Below are 15,361 nucleotides of genomic sequence, written 5' to 3' on the forward strand. Positions count from 1 at the left end.
TGCGCCTGACGTCAGTTGCCTGATTTCAGGCGCTTTCGGCGCGCCTGCACGGCCGCCGCCAGCCCTTCGAGCACCGGCACGGTCTGCTCAAAGCTGATGCAAGCGTCGGTGACGCTGACACCCGCCTGCAGCGCCTGGCCAGGCACGATGTCCTGCCGTCCTTCGTTCAGATGGCTCTCGATCATCAAACCGGTGATGCGCGTTTCGCCTGCGGCGATCTGCTGCGCCACGTCGGCGGCCACGTCGATCTGTTTGCGGTGCTGTTTGCTGCTGTTGGCGTGCGACACGTCCACCATCACTTGTTCGCGCAGGCCGGCGGCTTTGAGCAGCTGGCAAGCGGCGTCCACGTCGGCCGCACTGTAGTTGGGTGCTTTGCCGCCCCGCAAAATCACGTGGCAGTCCTGGTTGCCCCGGGTTTCAAAAATGGCCGCCTGGCCCATTTTGGTCATGCCCATGAAGGCATGGGCGGCCTGCGCGGCTTGTATCGCGTCGGTCGCCACTTTCACGCCGCCGTCGGTGCCATTTTTGAAGCCCACGGGGCAGCTCAGGCCGCTGGCCAGTTGGCGGTGGCTCTGGCTTTCGGTGGTGCGCGCACCAATGGCGCCCCAGCTCACCAGGTCGCTGATGAACTGCGGGCTCAACAAGTCCAGAAACTCGGTACCCACCGGCAGGCCCAGCGCCAGCACGTCCAGCAGCAGCTGGCGGGCCAGTTCCAGGCCTTCGTTGATGGCGAACGTGCCGTCCAGGTGGGGGTCGTTGATGTACCCCTTCCAGCCCACCGTGGTGCGTGGCTTTTCGAAATACACCCGCATGACCACCAGCAGGTCGCTGGCCAGTGCGTCGGCCTGGGTTTTGAGCCGCTGTGCGTAGTCCATGGCCTGCGCGTGGTCGTGGATGGAGCAGGGCCCGACCACCACGATCAAGCGGTCGTCTTGCCCGTGCAGCACGCGCGAGAGCGCGCTGCGGCTGCTCTCCACCAGCGCCAGCGCCTCGGGCGGCGTGGGCAGCCATTCCTGCAGCAGTGCGGGCGTGATGAGTGGGCGCACCGCGCCGATGCGCAGGTCGTCAATGCGGGTGGTGTCCTGGGTGGACAGCGGGGTGGAGGTGCGTTGGGCGTGGGTCATACTTATATTGTCGCGCGGCCTTGGCAGGCTGCTGCCTAGCGCGCGCGCCGTGAACGCGCTCAGGGGCGGCGAAAAGCGGTGGGCTGGGCGGCCCAGTAGCGGTTGTCCAGGCGGTCCATGCGCACCGTGCCGCCGGTGGACGGCGCGTGCACAAACCGGCCTTCACCCACATAGATGCCCGCATGAAACGGCCTGCCAGCGCCAAAAATCACCAGGTCACCGGTGCGCCGCTCGCGGGCATTCACAGGTTGGCCAAAGCCTGCCAACTGGGCCACGGTGCGCGGCGGCGCCACACCGGCACTGCTTTTGTACACATAACCAATCAGCCCGCTGCAGTCAAAGCCGCTTTGCGGTGTGTTGCCGCCGTACCGGTAGGGCGTACCCACCAGGCCCAGCGCATGGATGGCGATGTCGCTGGCCTGCCCCGTCAACAGCGGGCGGTGAGCCGGTCCGGGTGCCGGGGGCGCACTGCCGCAGCCCCCCATCAGCAGGACGAACAACAGGGCAAGGCTGGGTACAACGAGGCGCATGGTTGCCCAGCGTACCGGATCGCCCCGCTTCTGTGCGTGTGTTGGCTGGGGTGTCATGTGGGGCAAGCCTGAGCTGCCACCTGGCGCAGCAGCTTGGCCACGGCTGGCTTGGTGCAGCGCTGCAGCCCCATCAGGAAGGCATGGTCGGGGTTGGGCACACCGTGGCGGGTGCGCAAATCGTGCTGAATGCGCCCCAGCAATTCGGCCGCCATTTCGGCGTCGGCCAGCGCGCGGTGGGCCTTTCCGGTGCGCGGCAGGTGGAAAAAATCCACCAGGTTGCCCAGCTTGTGGCTGGGCGCCTCGGGGTACAGCCGGCGCGACAGCAGCACCGTGCACGCAAACGGCTGCTGCGCCGGTTGTCCGGCGCGCGCGAGCTCGGCCACCCAGTAGCGGCGGTCAAACGAAGCGTTGTGCGCCACCATCGGCACCTCGCCTACAAAGCGGGCGGCCTCGGCCATCACGGCTTCGGCCGGCGGCGCGGCCTGCACCATCGCGTTGGTGATGCCGGTGAGCTGCGTAATGAACGCCGGAATGTGCACACGCGCGTTCATCAGGCTCTGAAAGCGGTCGACCACCTGGCCGTGCTCCAGCAACACAATCGCCACCTCGGTGGCACGGTCGCCCTGGCCGGGCGAGATACCGGTGGTTTCGAAGTCGATGACGGCGATGCGGCTCATGGCGGTGCGTTGTGTGGGTGTGCTGGGCGCTCAGGCTTTCTTCAGAAACTCCGATTTCAGCAGCATGCTGCCCAGCTCGGTTTTGCAGTCCACGTTGTGGCCATCGGCACCGTCCACCAGGCGGATGCTTTTGATCTTGCTGCCCTTTTTGAGCACACTCGACGAACCCTTGACCTTCAGGTCCTTGATCAAGATCACCGCGTCACCGTCGGCCAGCGGGTTGCCGTTGGCGTCTTTCACGGCGGCGCTGCCAGCGTCTTCATCGCCTGCGCCTGCCTCAGCCTTGGGCCATTCGTGGGTGCAGTCGGGGCAGACGAAGTTGTCGCCGTCGGCGTAGGTGTTTTCAAGGCCGCATTGTGGGCAGGCGGGAGCGGTATGGGGCATGGTGAGCAGGAGCCAAACGGAACGAAGACTCCAATGGTAGTGGACCGGCCCAACACCGGTCCCACAACCCACCAAACCGCGAGCGTCAGCGCACCTCGGTCACAAATTCAGCCATCGGGCGGCGCACCTTTTTCAGGTTCACCAGCCAGTCGCCTTCTTCGGCCCGGTAGCCCAGCGGCAAGATCGCCACGCTGCGCAAGCCGCGTTCGCGCAGCTTCAAAATGGCGTCCAGCTTTGCCGGGTCAAAGCCCTCCATGGGTGTGCTGTCCACCGCCTCAAACGCAGCCGCAATTAGCGCAGCGCCAAGGCCAATGTAAGCCTGCCGCGCAGCGTGCTCAAAGTTCACCTGTGGATCGCGCGCGGGGTAGCTGTTCAGCAGCATCTGGCGATAGTTTTCCCAGCCCTCGTTGGTGCCGCCGCGTTGCGCGTTCGTCAGGTCAAACATGTGGTTGATGCGCTCGGCGGTGTAGTTGTCCCAGGCGGCAAACACCAACAGGTGTGAGCCATCGGTGATCTGCGCCTGGTTCCACGCGATGGGCTTGATCTGTTCGCGCACGGCAGGGTTGGTCACTACGATGATTTCGAACGGCTGCAAGCCACTCGAAGTGGGTGCCAGGCGCGCCGCCTCCAAGATGCGGTCCACCTTGTCTTGCGGCACCACTTGGGTGGCGTCCAGCTTCTTGGCCGCGTAGCGCCATTGCAGCTTGTCCAGCAAGACGGGGGTGTGGGTGGGTTGTGACAAATCGCTCATGGGTTTTTCCGTTGAAATGGTGCCCACACGGTGTGGGACATAGGGTGATCATCACCGAACGAAGCGCATGCTGCTGGTGGCCTGGCAAAAGCCGGCTGTGCTTTGACCGTGCGCTGCTGGTTCAGCGCATTTCACGGGGTTCAGTTAAGCGCACCATGGCAATCGCGTCGAAAGGACACGTCACTGCACACTTGGCGCAGCCGGTGCAGCCCGGTTCGTCGTGCACCAGCGAATACTTTTTCCCACTTTGCACAGCCAGCGACATCACGTGCGGCGGGCACACCGCCACACACCAGCCGCAGCCGGTGCAGCGCGTGGTGTTAACGGCAGGCAGTGCTTTGCGTTCGGTCGCCATGGTCGTATTGTGGAGGCCATGCCAAAAGACACCACCACCCTTCGCCGAATCCTTGAGCGCGACCGCACCATCGCCGTGGTGGGTTTGTCGGCCGATGCGCACCGCCCCAGTTACGGCGTGGCCCGCTACATGCAGCAACACGGCTACCGCATCGTGCCGGTGAATCCGCGCTACCCAGCCATCTTGGGCGAGACCGCTTACGCACGGCTCGAAGACATCCCTTTCGCCGTCGACATGGTCAACGTGTTTCGGCGGGAAGAAGACATACCCGACATCGCGCGCAGCGCGGTCGCCATCGGCGCCAAAAGCTTTTGGCAGCAGCTCGGCCTCAAGAGCCAGGAAGCCGACCGCATAGCCACCGCCGCCGGGCTCGACACGGTCTGGGACTGCTGCCTGAAAGTGGCCCACGCCCAACTGCTCGGCCGCTGATTGCGGGCTGTTGCAGGCGAAAAAAAACCGGCCCTCAGGCCGGTTTCATGGCAAGCGCCAAACGCGCTCAGTAGCCGCCGCGCCCGCCGCGCCCGCCGCGGTTGCCACCGCCAAAACCACCAGCGCTGGCCTCTTTCGGGCGGGAAATGTTCACCACAATCGAACGGCCGCCGACCGACATGCCGTTCAGCCCCTCAATGGCCGCGTCAGCCTGCTCGCTGGTGCCCATTTCCACAAAGCCAAAGCCTTTTGAACGGCCCGTGTCACGGTCCATCATGACCTTGGCCGACGAGACGTCGCCGTACTCGGAAAAATTGTGGCGCAGCGCCTTGTCGTCGGCGTCATAGGGCAGATTGCCCACGTAAAGCTTGGTGCTCATGAAAGAGCCTTTCAGAGAGATGGCGCCGAAACCAGGCAAAGCCCGGCGGCGCAGGAGAAAGCGGCGCCCAGTGGACACAGCAAGAACACGTGCTGCGCTTGCCAAGGGCAGAGCACAACACAGACAGGGGCGCTGCGAGCGGGCGTTTAACCCGTGCGAATCAGCGCCACACAACAACGAACATTTGGTTTTGGCCCGCCAGCTGCGCGTTGCAACCGACCGAGCCCATCGAGACCAATCCGGCCTTTTTGCTGCAGCCGTGAAGTCGCTGCAAGCCAGTACCAGACTCGTTCGCCGAGCGTCCCATCATATTCTGCAAAACCACATCCATTCTGGTCAAAGCCAAAAGCCAGAAAGTCGGGCCCATCCCCGAAGCCACGTTCCACCCACCGTCCCTGCAAACCCAGGAAGACGCCGACGCCGTCATGTACGAACTCCAAGACCTTCCATGCGTCAACCAGCCCGAACACACCGCCACCACCCGCCACCTGCACATCACCGGTTGCTTGCCGGGCGCGGGCTACTGCTGGAACATGGCGCGTCAGGCAAAAACGCTGGGCTTGAGTGGTTGGGTGCCCAACCGACTGGTAGTGTGCAGGCGCTTCTTCACTGGGCGCAGCATGGGCCTCCGGGCGCGCGTGTGGACGGTGCTGTGGTGGGCGAGGTCAAGGTGGAAACCTTGCTCATCGGTTTTGAGCAGTGGGGGCGGTATAGGGCGTTTCGCCACTCCATCTTGGCGCACGTTTCATATAACGTCACCCCAGGCAAAGCCCTGGGTGTCAGACCAGATCCTTTTGAATAGTCTTTGCTCCTCACCACAAGAGGAACGCAATGACCCCAACAGATCCGACCCCGCAGCGCCTTCAGTACGGCGAGCGTCCGACGCAGCCCGGCATGTACCTCGGTCTTTTCCATGGTCGGAACAGCCGCAAACAAGACATGGACGATTGGGGTTTCGCTGGGCCAGTGCTCGGCCCGCTGAACTATTGCCACACCACGTACATGGCGTACGTTCACCTGCAATTTCTGAATGGGCAAGACGCGCGTATCTGCTGCAATTCAGGGGATCTCGACGTCGATCTGTAGGTGGTGGAAGACATGATCCATTTCGAGGGCGCTTACTATGGAGATTGGACGGTGTTCTTCGTGGCGCCAGATGAGTGCCGCCGTCCTGATGACGCTTTTCGGAACAAGCCCCGCAACAACGTGTACCAGTGGCACAACCACTTGAAGAACGCCCAGCATTCGAACGACCCATAGGAAGAATCCATGCCGAGATATCTTGTCCTAATGCATTTCTGCTTCCATGAGGAGTTGGCGGGTAGCTGTGTCCCGAAACAGGGCGGCACCTGCCTCAGTCACTTGCGAACTAGCGCTTTACCTTTGCCTTGAGAAAAACCATGTCGCGGTGAAAATCGAGATAACGGCTTTGGCCAGCAGAGAAGAGACCAACGTTCTCCAGCATGCTTGATGTGATTCCCATCCGTTCTATCGAACCGAGATCGGCCACTGGCGAAACAAGAACATCGCCATTATTTTTGAATGAGATAAATCCACGGTCAAATAGCAAATCAGCATCGGGCGTGAGAAGAAAACCATTTTCGCCGTCAAGGCGTTCTTCATTACTGGCGTCGCGCCAAGGCTTTGTGTGACTCGCGCGTAAGTACTCGGAATTTGAGACGCCGGTTAGCCGGCAGCGTCTTTCAATTTGAGTGACCCTCGAACGGAACAACCCTTGACCTCTGCGTGTTGATTCATCAGTACAACTGAGCCAGTGATCACGTCGAATACTGAGCCACCGGGTTGATGGGTTTTTTGGCTATTCGGTTGTGGATAAGTCTATAGGGTCCGCTGGTTTTCGATCTCCTTTCTGAGTCTTTGGGCGTTGCTTTGGCAGTGCCGCGCCAGCGGCACTGGAATGCTTGAATCGCCAGCTCTCGTTGCCCGTCTCCACGATGTGGCAGTGGTGCGTGAGACGGTCGAGCAAGGCGGTGGTCATCTTGGCGTCGCCAAAGACGCTGCTCCACTCCGAGAAGGTGAGGTTGGTGGTGATCACCACGCTCGTTCGCTCATAGAGTTTGGAGAGCAGGTGGAACAGCATCGCGCCGCCCGACTGCGTGAACGGCAAGTAGCCCAGTTCATCCAGGATCACCAGATCGACATACATCAGGCGATGTGCCAACTGCCCAGACTTGTTCTGAGCCTTCTCCAGCTCCAGGGCGTTGACCAACTCCACCGTAGAGAAGAAACGAACCCGCTTGCCGTGCATGCGGATCGCCTCGATCCCCAGGCTCGTAGCCAGGTGGGTCTTGCCCGTGCCGGGGCCACCGACCAGCACCACGTTGTGCGCCGACTCCAGGAATCGAAGGGTGTGCAGCTGGCGCACCAGCGCTTCATCGAGTTGCGCATGGACGAAGTCAAAGCCAGCGAGATCGCGGTGCGATGGGAACCGCGCCACACGCATTTGGTAAGCCATGGAGCGCACCTCGCGCTGCGCCGTCTCAGCCTTGATGAGCTGGTGCAAAACGGCCTCATGGTCGAGCGACTTCATGCGGGCGGTGCCCAGCACCTCCGGCCAGGCACTGGCCATGCCGTGCAGGCCCAGCGCTTTGAAAGCATCAATGACATCATGCATGGTCGGACTCCGGTGACGCCTCATGAGGCTGGGGGTTGCGCAGTGCGTCATAGCGCCGCAGGTTGGCCAGTGGTGGCGTATTGAGCGTGAGCATCGTGGCCACTGGCGGCTCGGGCGCACGCTGCTCCTGCAAGCGAGAGAGCACGTTGAGCACGTGCTCGGCACTCACCCGCCCGGACTGCAGCGCCAGCTCCACCGCCACCTGCACGGCCTCCAGCCCGTGCAGGCTCACCCCCATGAGCACCTGCGCCATCACCCTGTCGCCCCCGCTGTGGCGCAGCAACTGGCGCTGCAGTTCCTGTAGGGGTTCGGGCATGGTCTTGAAGGGCGCACCATTGCGCAGCGCACCGGGCTTTCGCTCGACCAGCGCGATGTAATGCATCCAGTCGTAGATCGTCTGATCCCGCTCGAAGCTGCGCTCCAGCCGCACCTGCCGCCCATCGGCTCCGACCACCAACAGGCCATCCGCGTAGGCCCGCAGACTGACCACCGCGTGGATCCATTCACACGGCACGCTGTAGCGGTTGCGCTGGAAGTGGATCAGCGAGGTGGCAGAGACCCGCACCGGCTGCTCCACATAGCCGTCAAACGCACGCGGGTTGGGCATGAGGCGAACACGTTCGTCCTGGCAGACATCAGCCACCGTGAGATGCACCCACTCAGGGTGACTCATCTCGGCCCAGGCCTTCACGCAGGCCTGCTGCAACCAGTCGTTGAGCTCGCCAAGCGTCCCCCAGCGCCGCTCACTGGCCTCGCGCCAGATGTCCTTGCGCCGATCCTGAACGTTCTTCTCGACGACTCCCTTCTCCCAGCCGGCAGCCCGGTTGCAGAACTCCGGCTCGAACAGGTAGTGCCCGGTCATGGCCTCGAAACGCGCATTGACGCTGCGCTGCTTGCCCCGACCGACCTTGTCTACCGCAGTCTTCATGTTGTCGTAGATGCCCCGCCGGGGCACGCCACCGAAGAGGGCAAACGCCCGTGCGTGCGCGTCGAACAGCATCTCGTGCGCCTGGCTGTAGTACGCCACCAGGCAGAAGGCGCGACTGGCCGCCAGCTTGGTGTGCGCCACCTCCAGACGGCGGCGCAGTCCCCCTATGAAGAGGTACTCGCAGCTCCAGTCGAACTGGAACGCCTCGCCCAGCTCGAAGCTCAGCGGCACAAACCCTGCGCCGCGCGCAGCGTTGCCTTGCTCTTGCTGCCAGCGCTGGGCAAAGGCGTAGACCGGCCCTCGGCTGCCGCTGTAGCCCTGCGCCCGCAGTGCTTCAAACATCGCCTTGACCCCACGCCGATCGCGCTTGCTGCGGTGGCTATCGGCCTTGAGCCACTGGCTCAACTGCTCTTTGTACGGATCGAGGATGCTGGGCCCCGAGTCCCGCTGTGGGTATTGGGGCTCGGCCATCTGGCCGTCCTTGAGCCACTTGGTGGCTGTGTTGCGCGAGATACCGAGGCGCCTGCTGGCCTCGCGCACCGACACGTCCTGCCTCAGCACGAGGCGGCGTAACTTGCTCAATGTGCTCACGTTGATCACTCCTGCTCCTCCGTGCTGAAAAATTCAGCAGGATAGAGCGGCAACGTGGCTCAGATTTCAACGTGAACTCGTCCCGAAATGGCCCAGTTTTGGAAATGAATCAACAGTGACTTCTCTTGACCCCTATCTGCGCTGGCTATCGAGCCTGCCAGCAAACTGATCTGGCTGGCGCTGCGCAACATCACGGCCGAATGGGGCCGTGCGGCGCACAACTGGAAGGATGCGATGAACCAGTTTGCGATCCTCTATGAAGATCGTTTCACGAAGGTTGCCACGTAAGATGTGGCACCGACTTGACCACCGTGTCGGTCGTTCGTCGCCAAGCGACGCCCGCCACCGTGGACAAGTCTCTCAGCGCCTCGAACACAAAAATTCGGACACTCCCTGGCTATCTGACCAGCGCGGCGCGGCCGGAATTTTGCAGTAACCGTGTCAGTAATTTTTCGCTAACTTGGCGAAGTTTTACTTTCACTGTCACCTGACATATCTCTCACTCACCTGGTGCAGATTTCGGTTTCTGCATAAGCCAACACTTCGGTCTCGCTTCAGACCGCTCCCACTTCGAGGTCATTCAAGAACTGTGGCGCGCAATAGGTCAATCGCAGCAACTAGCGTCACTCAGTCGCAGCACTATGGCGCAAGTCGCAAATAATTTGGCGCCCTACGGCTACACCGAAATCAGATATCGATATTCCCCGCCCGCAGCGCATTGGTCTCAATGAAATCGCGGCGCGGTTCCACTTCGTCGCCCATCAGCATCGTGAACACGCGGTCGGCTTCAATGGCGTCGTCGATCTGCACGCGCAGCAGGCGGCGCACGGTGGGGTCCATGGTGGTTTCCCAGAGCTGGGCTGGGTTCATTTCACCCAGACCTTTGTAGCGCTGGCGGCTGGTGGTGCGCTCGGCTTCGCTGATGAGCCAGCGCATGGCGATGCGGAAGTCGCCTACTTTTTCTTCTTTTTGCTTGTCGCCTTCACCGCGCATGACCTTGGCGCCGTCGCCCAGCAGGCCGCGGAAGGTTTCGGCGGCCACGGCCAGGGCGGCGTAGTCGGCCCCGTGCACAAAGTCTTGCGTGAGCACGCTGCTTTTCACGTTGCCGTGGTGGCGGCGGCTGATGCGCAAGATGGGTTTGTCGGTGCGGGCGTCAAACTCGGCTGCCACTTCGGCGGGCACGCCGGTGGTGGTGAGTTCGCGCAGTTTGGCTTGCAGCGCCACGGCGCTGGCTTCGGCCTGCTCCATGTTGTCCAGGTTGAGCGACACGCCGTCGGCAATGGAGCGCAGGGCTTCGGCGTCCATGAAGTTGGACAGGCGGGCAATGACGTGTTCGGCCACCTGGTGCTTGCGCGCCAGTTCGCCCAGGGTGTCGCCTTCGAGCGTGGCGGCGGTGGCGCCGCCGGTGAACACTTTGGCGTCTTTCAGGGCAATGCGTAGCAAGAAGCCGTCGAGTGCGGGCGCGTCTTTCAGGTACAGCTCTTCTTTGCCGGCCTTCACTTTGTAAAGCGGGGGCTGCGCAATGTAGATGTGGCCGCGCTCCACCAGCTCGGGCATTTGCCGGTAGAAGAAGGTGAGCAGCAGGGTGCGGATGTGGGCGCCGTCCACGTCGGCGTCGGTCATGATGATGATGCGGTGGTAGCGCAGCTTGGCGACGTTGAAGTCGTCTTTGCCGTCGCTGCTGGCGCCTTCACCGCCGGCTTTGCCGATGCCGGTGCCCAGCGCGGTGATGAGCGTCAAGATTTCGTTGCTGGTCAGCAGCTTTTCATAACGCGCTTTTTCCACGTTCAGAATCTTGCCGCGCAGCGGCAAGATGGCCTGGAATTTGCGGTCGCGGCCCTGCTTGGCCGAGCCACCGGCGGAGTCGCCCTCCACGATGTAGATTTCGCACAGCGCCGGGTCTTTTTCCTGGCAGTCGGCCAGTTTGCCGGGCAGGCCCATGCCGTCGAGCACGCCTTTGCGGCGCGTCATTTCGCGTGCTTTGCGGGCGGCTTCGCGGGCGCGGGCGGCTTCCACAATCTTGCCGCAGATGATCTTGGCGTCGTTCGGGCGCTCTTGCAGGTAGTCGGTCAGCAGGCGCGAAACGATGTCTTCCACCGGGCCGCGCACTTCGCTGCTCACCAGCTTGTCCTTGGTCTGGCTGCTGAACTTGGGCTCGGGCACCTTCACGCTCAACACGCAGCACAGGCCTTCGCGCATGTCGTCGCCGGTCACTTCAACCTTGGCCTTTTTGGCAAACTCGTGTTCTTCAATGTATTTGTTGATGACGCGCGTCATGCCCGCGCGCAGGCCGGTCAGGTGGGTGCCGCCGTCGCGCTGGGGAATGTTGTTGGTGAAGCACAGCACTTGCTCGTTGTAGCCGCTGTTCCATTGCATGGCCACTTCCACGCCGATGTTGGTGCCCTGGTCGCTGGCGCGGTCACCGGTGGCGTGGAAGATGTTGGGGTGCAACACCGTCTTGCCTTTGTTGATGAAGCCCACAAAGCCCTGCACGCCACCCGCGCCCGAAAAATCGTCTTCCTTGCCGCTGCGTTCGTCTTTCAGGCGAATGCGCACGCCGTTGTTCAAAAAGCTCAGCTCGCGCAGACGCTTGGACAAAATTTCGTAGTGGAAGTCGGCGTTCTCTTTGAAGATGTCGTAGTCGGGCAGAAAGTGCACCTCGGTGCCGCGCTTTTCGGTGTCGCCGGTCACTTTCATGGGTGAAATCTCGACGCCGTTTTGCGTTTCCAAGATGCGGTTTTGCACAAAGCCGCGCGCAAAGTCGATTTGGTGCATTTTGCCTTCGCGGCGCACCGTCAAGCGCAGCCACTGGCTGAGCGCGTTCACGCAGCTCACGCCCACGCCGTGCAAGCCGCCCGAGACCTTGTAGCTGTTCTGGTTGAACTTGCCGCCGGCGTGCAGTTCGGTCAGCGCAATTTCGGCAGCCGAGCGCTTGGGCTCGTGCTTGTCGTCCATCTTCACGCCGGTCGGAATGCCGCGGCCGTTGTCCACCACCGAAATCGAGTTGTCGGTGTGGATGGTGACCATGATGTCGTCGCAGTGGCCGGCCAGCGCTTCGTCAATCGAGTTGTCCACCACCTCAAACACCAGGTGGTGCAGACCGGTGCCGTCGGACGTGTCACCGATGTACATGCCCGGGCGCTTGCGTACCGCTTCCAGGCCTTCCAGGATCTGGATGGCACCTTCGCCATAGCCTTCGCTCGCGCCGGCCTGGTGGGCGTCGATGGTGGGCTGAAAGTTGGAGCTTTCCGTGCTGACCTCGCCAGTGTTGACGGAATCGGCGGGCTTGTTGGCTTCGGACATGGTGAAATTTCTCTGACTTCTAGAAACGCCAAACCCGCAGAGTAGCGGGTTGAGCAAAAGGTACCGGTGCGCGGGGCTTGGTCCAGGCCAGCGCGGAACCGGCTTTGCCGGGCCGCTGCTGTCGCCCCCCAGTGGGGGGTGACGTCGAAGGCGGCGCGGGGGGCGTCGTCATATCCGCATCGGCATGACAACGTATTTGAACGCGTTGTCATCGGGGTTGGTCACCAGCGCGGAGCTGTTGCCGTCGGACAGTTCGATACGAACCATTTCCTGCGACATGTTTTGCAGCGCGTCGATCAGGTAGGTCACGTTGAAGCCGATTTCAATGGTGTCGCCACCGTAATCAATATCGAGTTCGTCGACCGCTTCTTCCTGTTCGGCGTTGCTTGACGCCACACGCAGCACACCGGGCTCGATGTTCAGGCGCACGCCCTTGAACTTCTCGCTCGTCATGATGGCGGTGCGCTGCAGCGAAGCCAGCAGCGGCACGCGGCCCAGGGTGATGATGTTTTTGTGGTTGCGCGGAATCACGCGGTTGTAGTCTGGGAACTTGCCTTCCACCAGCTTGGTGACGAACTCCATGCCGTCAAAGCTGAACTTGGCCTGGTTGGCCGCAAACTGCATTTCAATCGCGCCTTCCTTGTCGCTCAGCAGGCGCTGCAGTTCCAGCACCGTCTTGCGCGGCAAGATCACTTCTTGTTTGGGCACTTCCACGTCCAGCGTGGCACTGGCAAATGCGAGGCGGTGGCCGTCGGTGGCCACCAGGCTGAGCTGCTGGCCTTCGGCCACAAACAAAATACCGTTCAGGTAATAGCGGATGTCGTGCACCGCCATGGCAAACGACACCTGGCCGAGCAGGCTTTTCAGGGTTTTCTGCGGCACGCTGAACGCCGGGCCGAAGCTGGCCGACTCTTGCACCAGCGGAAAGTCTTCGGGTGGCATGCTTTGCAGCGTGAAGCGGCTTTTGCCGCCTTTCAGAATGAGTTTGCCCGCGCTCGATTCCAGGCTCACCGACTGGTCACCCGGCATGGTGCGCAAAATGTCGATCAGCTTGCGCGCCCCCAGGGTGGTGGCAAAGTTGCCTTCGTCACCGTCCAGCTGCGCGGTGGTGCGAATCTGGATTTCCAGGTCGCTGGTGGTCAGCTGCACCGCCGAGCCGGTCTTGCGCAGCAGCACGTTGGCCAGAATGGGCAAGGTGTGGCGGCGCTCAACAATGCCGGCCACCGACTGCAGCGCAGCCAAAACCTTGTCCTGGGTCGATTTCAAAACGATCATGTCAGACTCTTTCGTCTCTGGTTAACTCGGTGGCCGGGTTCTGTTGCCCCGCTCGTATGGGCCTTGGCGCAGGCCAAACAGTCGCTATTTTCGCCTTTTTGCAGCGCCCACCCTGAAATGGGCCGCAGCGCCATGACCGCCGTGTTGCTGGGGCCGTCCAAGGGTGTGCACCGTGTCACGCGCCTCATCCCTTGAGGGTTTGTTCCAGCACGTGCAGTTGCTGGTTGAGTTCGGTGTTTTGCTGGCGCTCGGCGCCAATTTTCCGCACCGCATGCAGCACCGTGGTGTGGTCGCGCCCGCCAAACAGCTCGCCAATTTCGGGCAGGCTCTTCTGGGTCAGCTCCTTGGCCAGAAACATCGCAATCTGGCGCGGACGGGCAATGCTGGCCGGGCGCTTCTTGCTGTACATGTCCGCGACCTTGATCTTGTAATAGTCGGCCACGGTTTTCTGGATGTTTTCCACCGAAATCTGCCGGTTCTGAATGGAAAGCAGGTCTTTCAGTGCATCGCGCGCTAACTGGATCGAGATTTCTTTCTGGTTGAAACGCGAATAGGCCAGTATTTTGCGCAGCGCGCCTTCCAGTTCGCGCACGTTGGAGCGCACGTTTTTCGCCACGAAAAACGCCACCTCTTCGGGCATCACTGCGTGTTCCACGGCCGCCTTGTTGATCAGAATCGCCACCCGCATTTCCAGCTCGGGCGGCTCGATGGCCACCGTCAGACCCGAATCGAAGCGCGAAACCAGGCGCTCATGGATGTCGGCCAAGCCCTTGGGGTAGGTGTCGCTGGTCAGCACAATGTGCGATTTGCGCGCCAGCAGGGCTTCAAACGCGTTGAAGAACTCTTCTTGCGTACGCTCTTTGTTGGCAAAAAACTGCACATCGTCGATCAGCAACAGGTCCAGCGAGTGGTAACGCTCTTTGAACTCGTCAAAGGTTTTGCGCTGATAGGCCTTGACCACGTCCGACACGAATTGCTCGGCGTGGATATAAAGCACCTTGGCCTGTGGACGATCGGCCAGCAGGTGGTTGCCAATGGCGTGCACCAGGTGAGTTTTGCCCAGGCCGACGCCGCCGTAAATAAACAGCGGGTTGTACAACTGGCCCAGGCTGCCCGCTACGTGCATGGCGGCAGCGCGAGCCATGCGGTTGGCCGAGCCTTCCACCAGGGTTGAGAAGGTAAGTGCCGGGTTCAACCGGGTCTTGGGGGCGCTGGGGCTGGCCACTTCCACGGGTGCCAGGTCGGGCAGTTCGGCCAACACCTGTTCTTGCACCGTGCGAGGTGCCGGTGACGTGCGGCTGGGGCCCTCACGCGGAGCGAGCACCAACTCCAGATTGACCGGTGAGCCGTTCACGGCTTCCATCAGCACCGTGATACGGGCCGCGTATTGGGCGCGAATCCAGTCGAGCTTGAACCGGTTTGCCACCGACACCACCACCTTGCTGCGGTCGGCGGCCACGGTGGCCGACAGGGGGCGAATCCAGGTGTTGAACTGCTGCTCGGGGATTTCCTGGGCCAGGCGGTCCAGGCAGGTGAGCCATAAAGACTGGGCGTCAGTGGGCGGAATGTCTGGGGTGGTGCCCTCGGTCATGCTGGGAATGGCGGATACGCTGTTATTGTGGACAAATGGCTCGGGGCAGACCACTGATTGTAGTGCGCGCACCAACTTATCCACAAGCTGACACCCGCGCTCTGACCGGTGAAAACAGGGCTTTGCTGATGTGTTGGAACGAGATATACCTGCAAGTGCTTGCCGCGCATCGGGTTTCTTTGCGATAATTGCGGGTTTCCCCGATTTCTACTGAGCACCATGAAACGCACTTACCAGCCTTCCAAGATCAAACGCGCCCGCACCCACGGCTTCCTCGTCCGCATGAAAACCCGTGGTGGCCGTGCTGTGATCAACGCTCGCCGCGCCAAGGGCCGCAAGCGTCTGGCCGTCTGAGCCCGCGCGTGCTGTGCCGCTGTCGGCCGGCCCGGCGCAACCACTGAACGGGCCT

The 15,361-nt window shown here is 61.9% G+C and carries 16 protein-coding genes and 1 pseudogene; 4 read left to right on the plus strand and 13 right to left on the minus strand.

All coding sequences use genetic code 11. The annotated features are described in order from the left end of the window. Nucleotides 1-11: 11 nt before the first annotated feature. From AC4QBL_RS17720 to AC4QBL_RS17745, 6 genes are all read right to left on the minus strand, one after another. Entirely contained in the window at nucleotides 12-1,124 is a 1,113-nt protein-coding gene (locus AC4QBL_RS17720) for a 3-deoxy-7-phosphoheptulonate synthase (RefSeq protein ID WP_472907939.1), read from the minus strand. A gap of 59 nt (nucleotides 1,125-1,183) precedes the next feature. Next, nucleotides 1,184-1,654: a C40 family peptidase gene (locus tag AC4QBL_RS17725; RefSeq protein ID WP_472907940.1), complete on the minus strand. Its 471-nt coding sequence runs from the start codon at nucleotides 1,652-1,654 to the stop codon at nucleotides 1,184-1,186. 53 nt (nucleotides 1,655-1,707) lie between these two features. Continuing rightward, nucleotides 1,708-2,331 (minus strand): 3'-5' exonuclease, encoded by a 624-nt coding sequence (locus tag AC4QBL_RS17730; protein WP_472907941.1) that lies wholly within the window; start codon nucleotides 2,329-2,331, stop codon nucleotides 1,708-1,710. A 30-nt stretch (nucleotides 2,332-2,361) separates the two neighbouring features. After that, the gene (locus AC4QBL_RS17735; RefSeq protein WP_472902354.1) at nucleotides 2,362-2,715 is read right to left on the minus strand and encodes a zinc ribbon domain-containing protein YjdM; all 354 of its coding nucleotides are present in this window, start codon (nucleotides 2,713-2,715) and stop codon (nucleotides 2,362-2,364) included. Nucleotides 2,716-2,800: 85 nt separating this feature from the next. Further along, a complete protein-coding gene (locus AC4QBL_RS17740; protein ID WP_472907942.1) occupies nucleotides 2,801-3,466 on the minus strand; it encodes a nitroreductase family protein in 666 nt (221 codons plus the stop codon). 121 nt (nucleotides 3,467-3,587) lie between these two features. After that, the gene (locus AC4QBL_RS17745) at nucleotides 3,588-3,821 is read right to left on the minus strand and encodes an ATP-binding protein (protein WP_472907943.1); all 234 of its coding nucleotides are present in this window, start codon (nucleotides 3,819-3,821) and stop codon (nucleotides 3,588-3,590) included. An 18-nt stretch (nucleotides 3,822-3,839) separates the two neighbouring features. Here AC4QBL_RS17745 and AC4QBL_RS17750 point away from each other — a divergent pair, with 18 nt between their 5' ends. Next, nucleotides 3,840-4,250: a CoA-binding protein gene (locus AC4QBL_RS17750; protein WP_472907944.1), complete on the plus strand. Its 411-nt coding sequence runs from the start codon at nucleotides 3,840-3,842 to the stop codon at nucleotides 4,248-4,250. Between the two features lie 67 nt (nucleotides 4,251-4,317). On the opposite strand, the gene rbp is transcribed toward AC4QBL_RS17750, so the two are convergent. Beyond that, nucleotides 4,318-4,629, minus strand: a complete 312-nt coding sequence (gene rbp / locus AC4QBL_RS17755; RefSeq protein ID WP_472907945.1) for an RNA-binding regulator — start codon at nucleotides 4,627-4,629, stop codon at nucleotides 4,318-4,320. A gap of 831 nt (nucleotides 4,630-5,460) precedes the next feature. Between rbp and AC4QBL_RS17760 the strand changes: the two genes are divergently transcribed. After that, on the plus strand, nucleotides 5,461-5,715 hold the full coding sequence (locus AC4QBL_RS17760) for a hypothetical protein (protein ID WP_472907946.1): 255 nt from the start codon (nucleotides 5,461-5,463) through the stop codon (nucleotides 5,713-5,715). A 283-nt stretch (nucleotides 5,716-5,998) separates the two neighbouring features. Here AC4QBL_RS17760 and AC4QBL_RS17765 read toward each other — a convergent pair whose 3' ends face one another. From AC4QBL_RS17765 to istA, 3 genes are all read right to left on the minus strand, one after another. Continuing rightward, complete coding sequence (locus AC4QBL_RS17765) at nucleotides 5,999-6,361, minus strand: HNH endonuclease (RefSeq protein WP_472907947.1); 363 nt, start codon at nucleotides 6,359-6,361, stop codon at nucleotides 5,999-6,001. Nucleotides 6,362-6,448: 87 nt separating this feature from the next. Further along, nucleotides 6,449-7,264: an IS21-like element helper ATPase IstB gene (gene istB, locus AC4QBL_RS17770; protein ID WP_472901868.1), complete on the minus strand. Its 816-nt coding sequence runs from the start codon at nucleotides 7,262-7,264 to the stop codon at nucleotides 6,449-6,451. Further along, a complete protein-coding gene (istA, locus tag AC4QBL_RS17775; RefSeq protein ID WP_492131610.1) occupies nucleotides 7,257-8,783 on the minus strand; it encodes an IS21 family transposase in 1,527 nt (508 codons plus the stop codon). Before istA ends, istB begins: the two co-directional genes overlap by 8 nt. 150 nt (nucleotides 8,784-8,933) lie before the next feature. Between istA and AC4QBL_RS17780 the strand changes: the two are divergent. Beyond that, nucleotides 8,934-9,071 (plus strand): annotated as a pseudogene (locus AC4QBL_RS17780) (IS256 family transposase); the annotation flags it as partial. Nucleotides 9,072-9,470: 399 nt separating this feature from the next. Here AC4QBL_RS17780 and gyrB read toward each other — a convergent pair. From gyrB to dnaA, 3 genes are all read right to left on the minus strand, one after another. Further along, entirely contained in the window at nucleotides 9,471-12,086 is a 2,616-nt protein-coding gene (gene gyrB, locus AC4QBL_RS17785) for a DNA topoisomerase (ATP-hydrolyzing) subunit B (protein WP_472902248.1), read from the minus strand. Between the two features lie 168 nt (nucleotides 12,087-12,254). Continuing rightward, on the minus strand, nucleotides 12,255-13,361 hold the full coding sequence (gene dnaN / locus AC4QBL_RS17790; protein ID WP_472908374.1) for a DNA polymerase III subunit beta: 1,107 nt from the start codon (nucleotides 13,359-13,361) through the stop codon (nucleotides 12,255-12,257). Between the two features lie 184 nt (nucleotides 13,362-13,545). Continuing rightward, entirely contained in the window at nucleotides 13,546-14,952 is a 1,407-nt protein-coding gene (gene dnaA / locus AC4QBL_RS17795) for a chromosomal replication initiator protein DnaA (protein ID WP_472902246.1), read from the minus strand. Nucleotides 14,953-15,171: 219 nt separating this feature from the next. Here dnaA and rpmH point away from each other — a divergent pair, with 219 nt between their 5' ends. Then, complete coding sequence (gene rpmH, locus AC4QBL_RS17800; RefSeq protein WP_066096666.1) at nucleotides 15,172-15,306, plus strand: 50S ribosomal protein L34; 135 nt, start codon at nucleotides 15,172-15,174, stop codon at nucleotides 15,304-15,306. The last annotated feature ends 55 nt before the right edge of the window (nucleotides 15,307-15,361 follow it).

This window comes from Hydrogenophaga sp. L99, from assembly GCF_058731905.1.

Bases quoted from the DNA above. Each gene is read 5' to 3' on its own strand.
- AC4QBL_RS17720 (WP_472907939.1), bottom strand. From the start codon at position 1,124: ATGACCCACGCCCAACGCACCTCCACCCCGCTGTCCACCCAGGACACC.
- AC4QBL_RS17725 (WP_472907940.1), bottom strand. From the start codon at position 1,654: ATGCGCCTCGTTGTACCCAGCCTTGCCCTGTTGTTCGTCCTGCTGATG.
- AC4QBL_RS17730 (WP_472907941.1), bottom strand. From the start codon at position 2,331: ATGAGCCGCATCGCCGTCATCGACTTCGAAACCACCGGTATCTCGCCC.
- AC4QBL_RS17735 (WP_472902354.1), bottom strand. From the start codon at position 2,715: ATGCCCCATACCGCTCCCGCCTGCCCACAATGCGGCCTTGAAAACACC.
- AC4QBL_RS17740 (WP_472907942.1), bottom strand. From the start codon at position 3,466: ATGAGCGATTTGTCACAACCCACCCACACCCCCGTCTTGCTGGACAAG.
- AC4QBL_RS17745 (WP_472907943.1), bottom strand. From the start codon at position 3,821: ATGGCGACCGAACGCAAAGCACTGCCTGCCGTTAACACCACGCGCTGC.
- AC4QBL_RS17750 (WP_472907944.1), top strand. From the start codon at position 3,840: ATGCCAAAAGACACCACCACCCTTCGCCGAATCCTTGAGCGCGACCGC.
- rbp (WP_472907945.1), bottom strand. From the start codon at position 4,629: ATGAGCACCAAGCTTTACGTGGGCAATCTGCCCTATGACGCCGACGAC.
- AC4QBL_RS17760 (WP_472907946.1), top strand. From the start codon at position 5,461: ATGACCCCAACAGATCCGACCCCGCAGCGCCTTCAGTACGGCGAGCGT.
- istB (WP_472901868.1), bottom strand. From the start codon at position 7,264: ATGCATGATGTCATTGATGCTTTCAAAGCGCTGGGCCTGCACGGCATG.
- gyrB (WP_472902248.1), bottom strand. From the start codon at position 12,086: ATGTCCGAAGCCAACAAGCCCGCCGATTCCGTCAACACTGGCGAGGTC.
- dnaN (WP_472908374.1), bottom strand. From the start codon at position 13,361: ATGATCGTTTTGAAATCGACCCAGGACAAGGTTTTGGCTGCGCTGCAG.
- dnaA (WP_472902246.1), bottom strand. From the start codon at position 14,952: ATGACCGAGGGCACCACCCCAGACATTCCGCCCACTGACGCCCAGTCT.
- rpmH (WP_066096666.1), top strand. From the start codon at position 15,172: ATGAAACGCACTTACCAGCCTTCCAAGATCAAACGCGCCCGCACCCAC.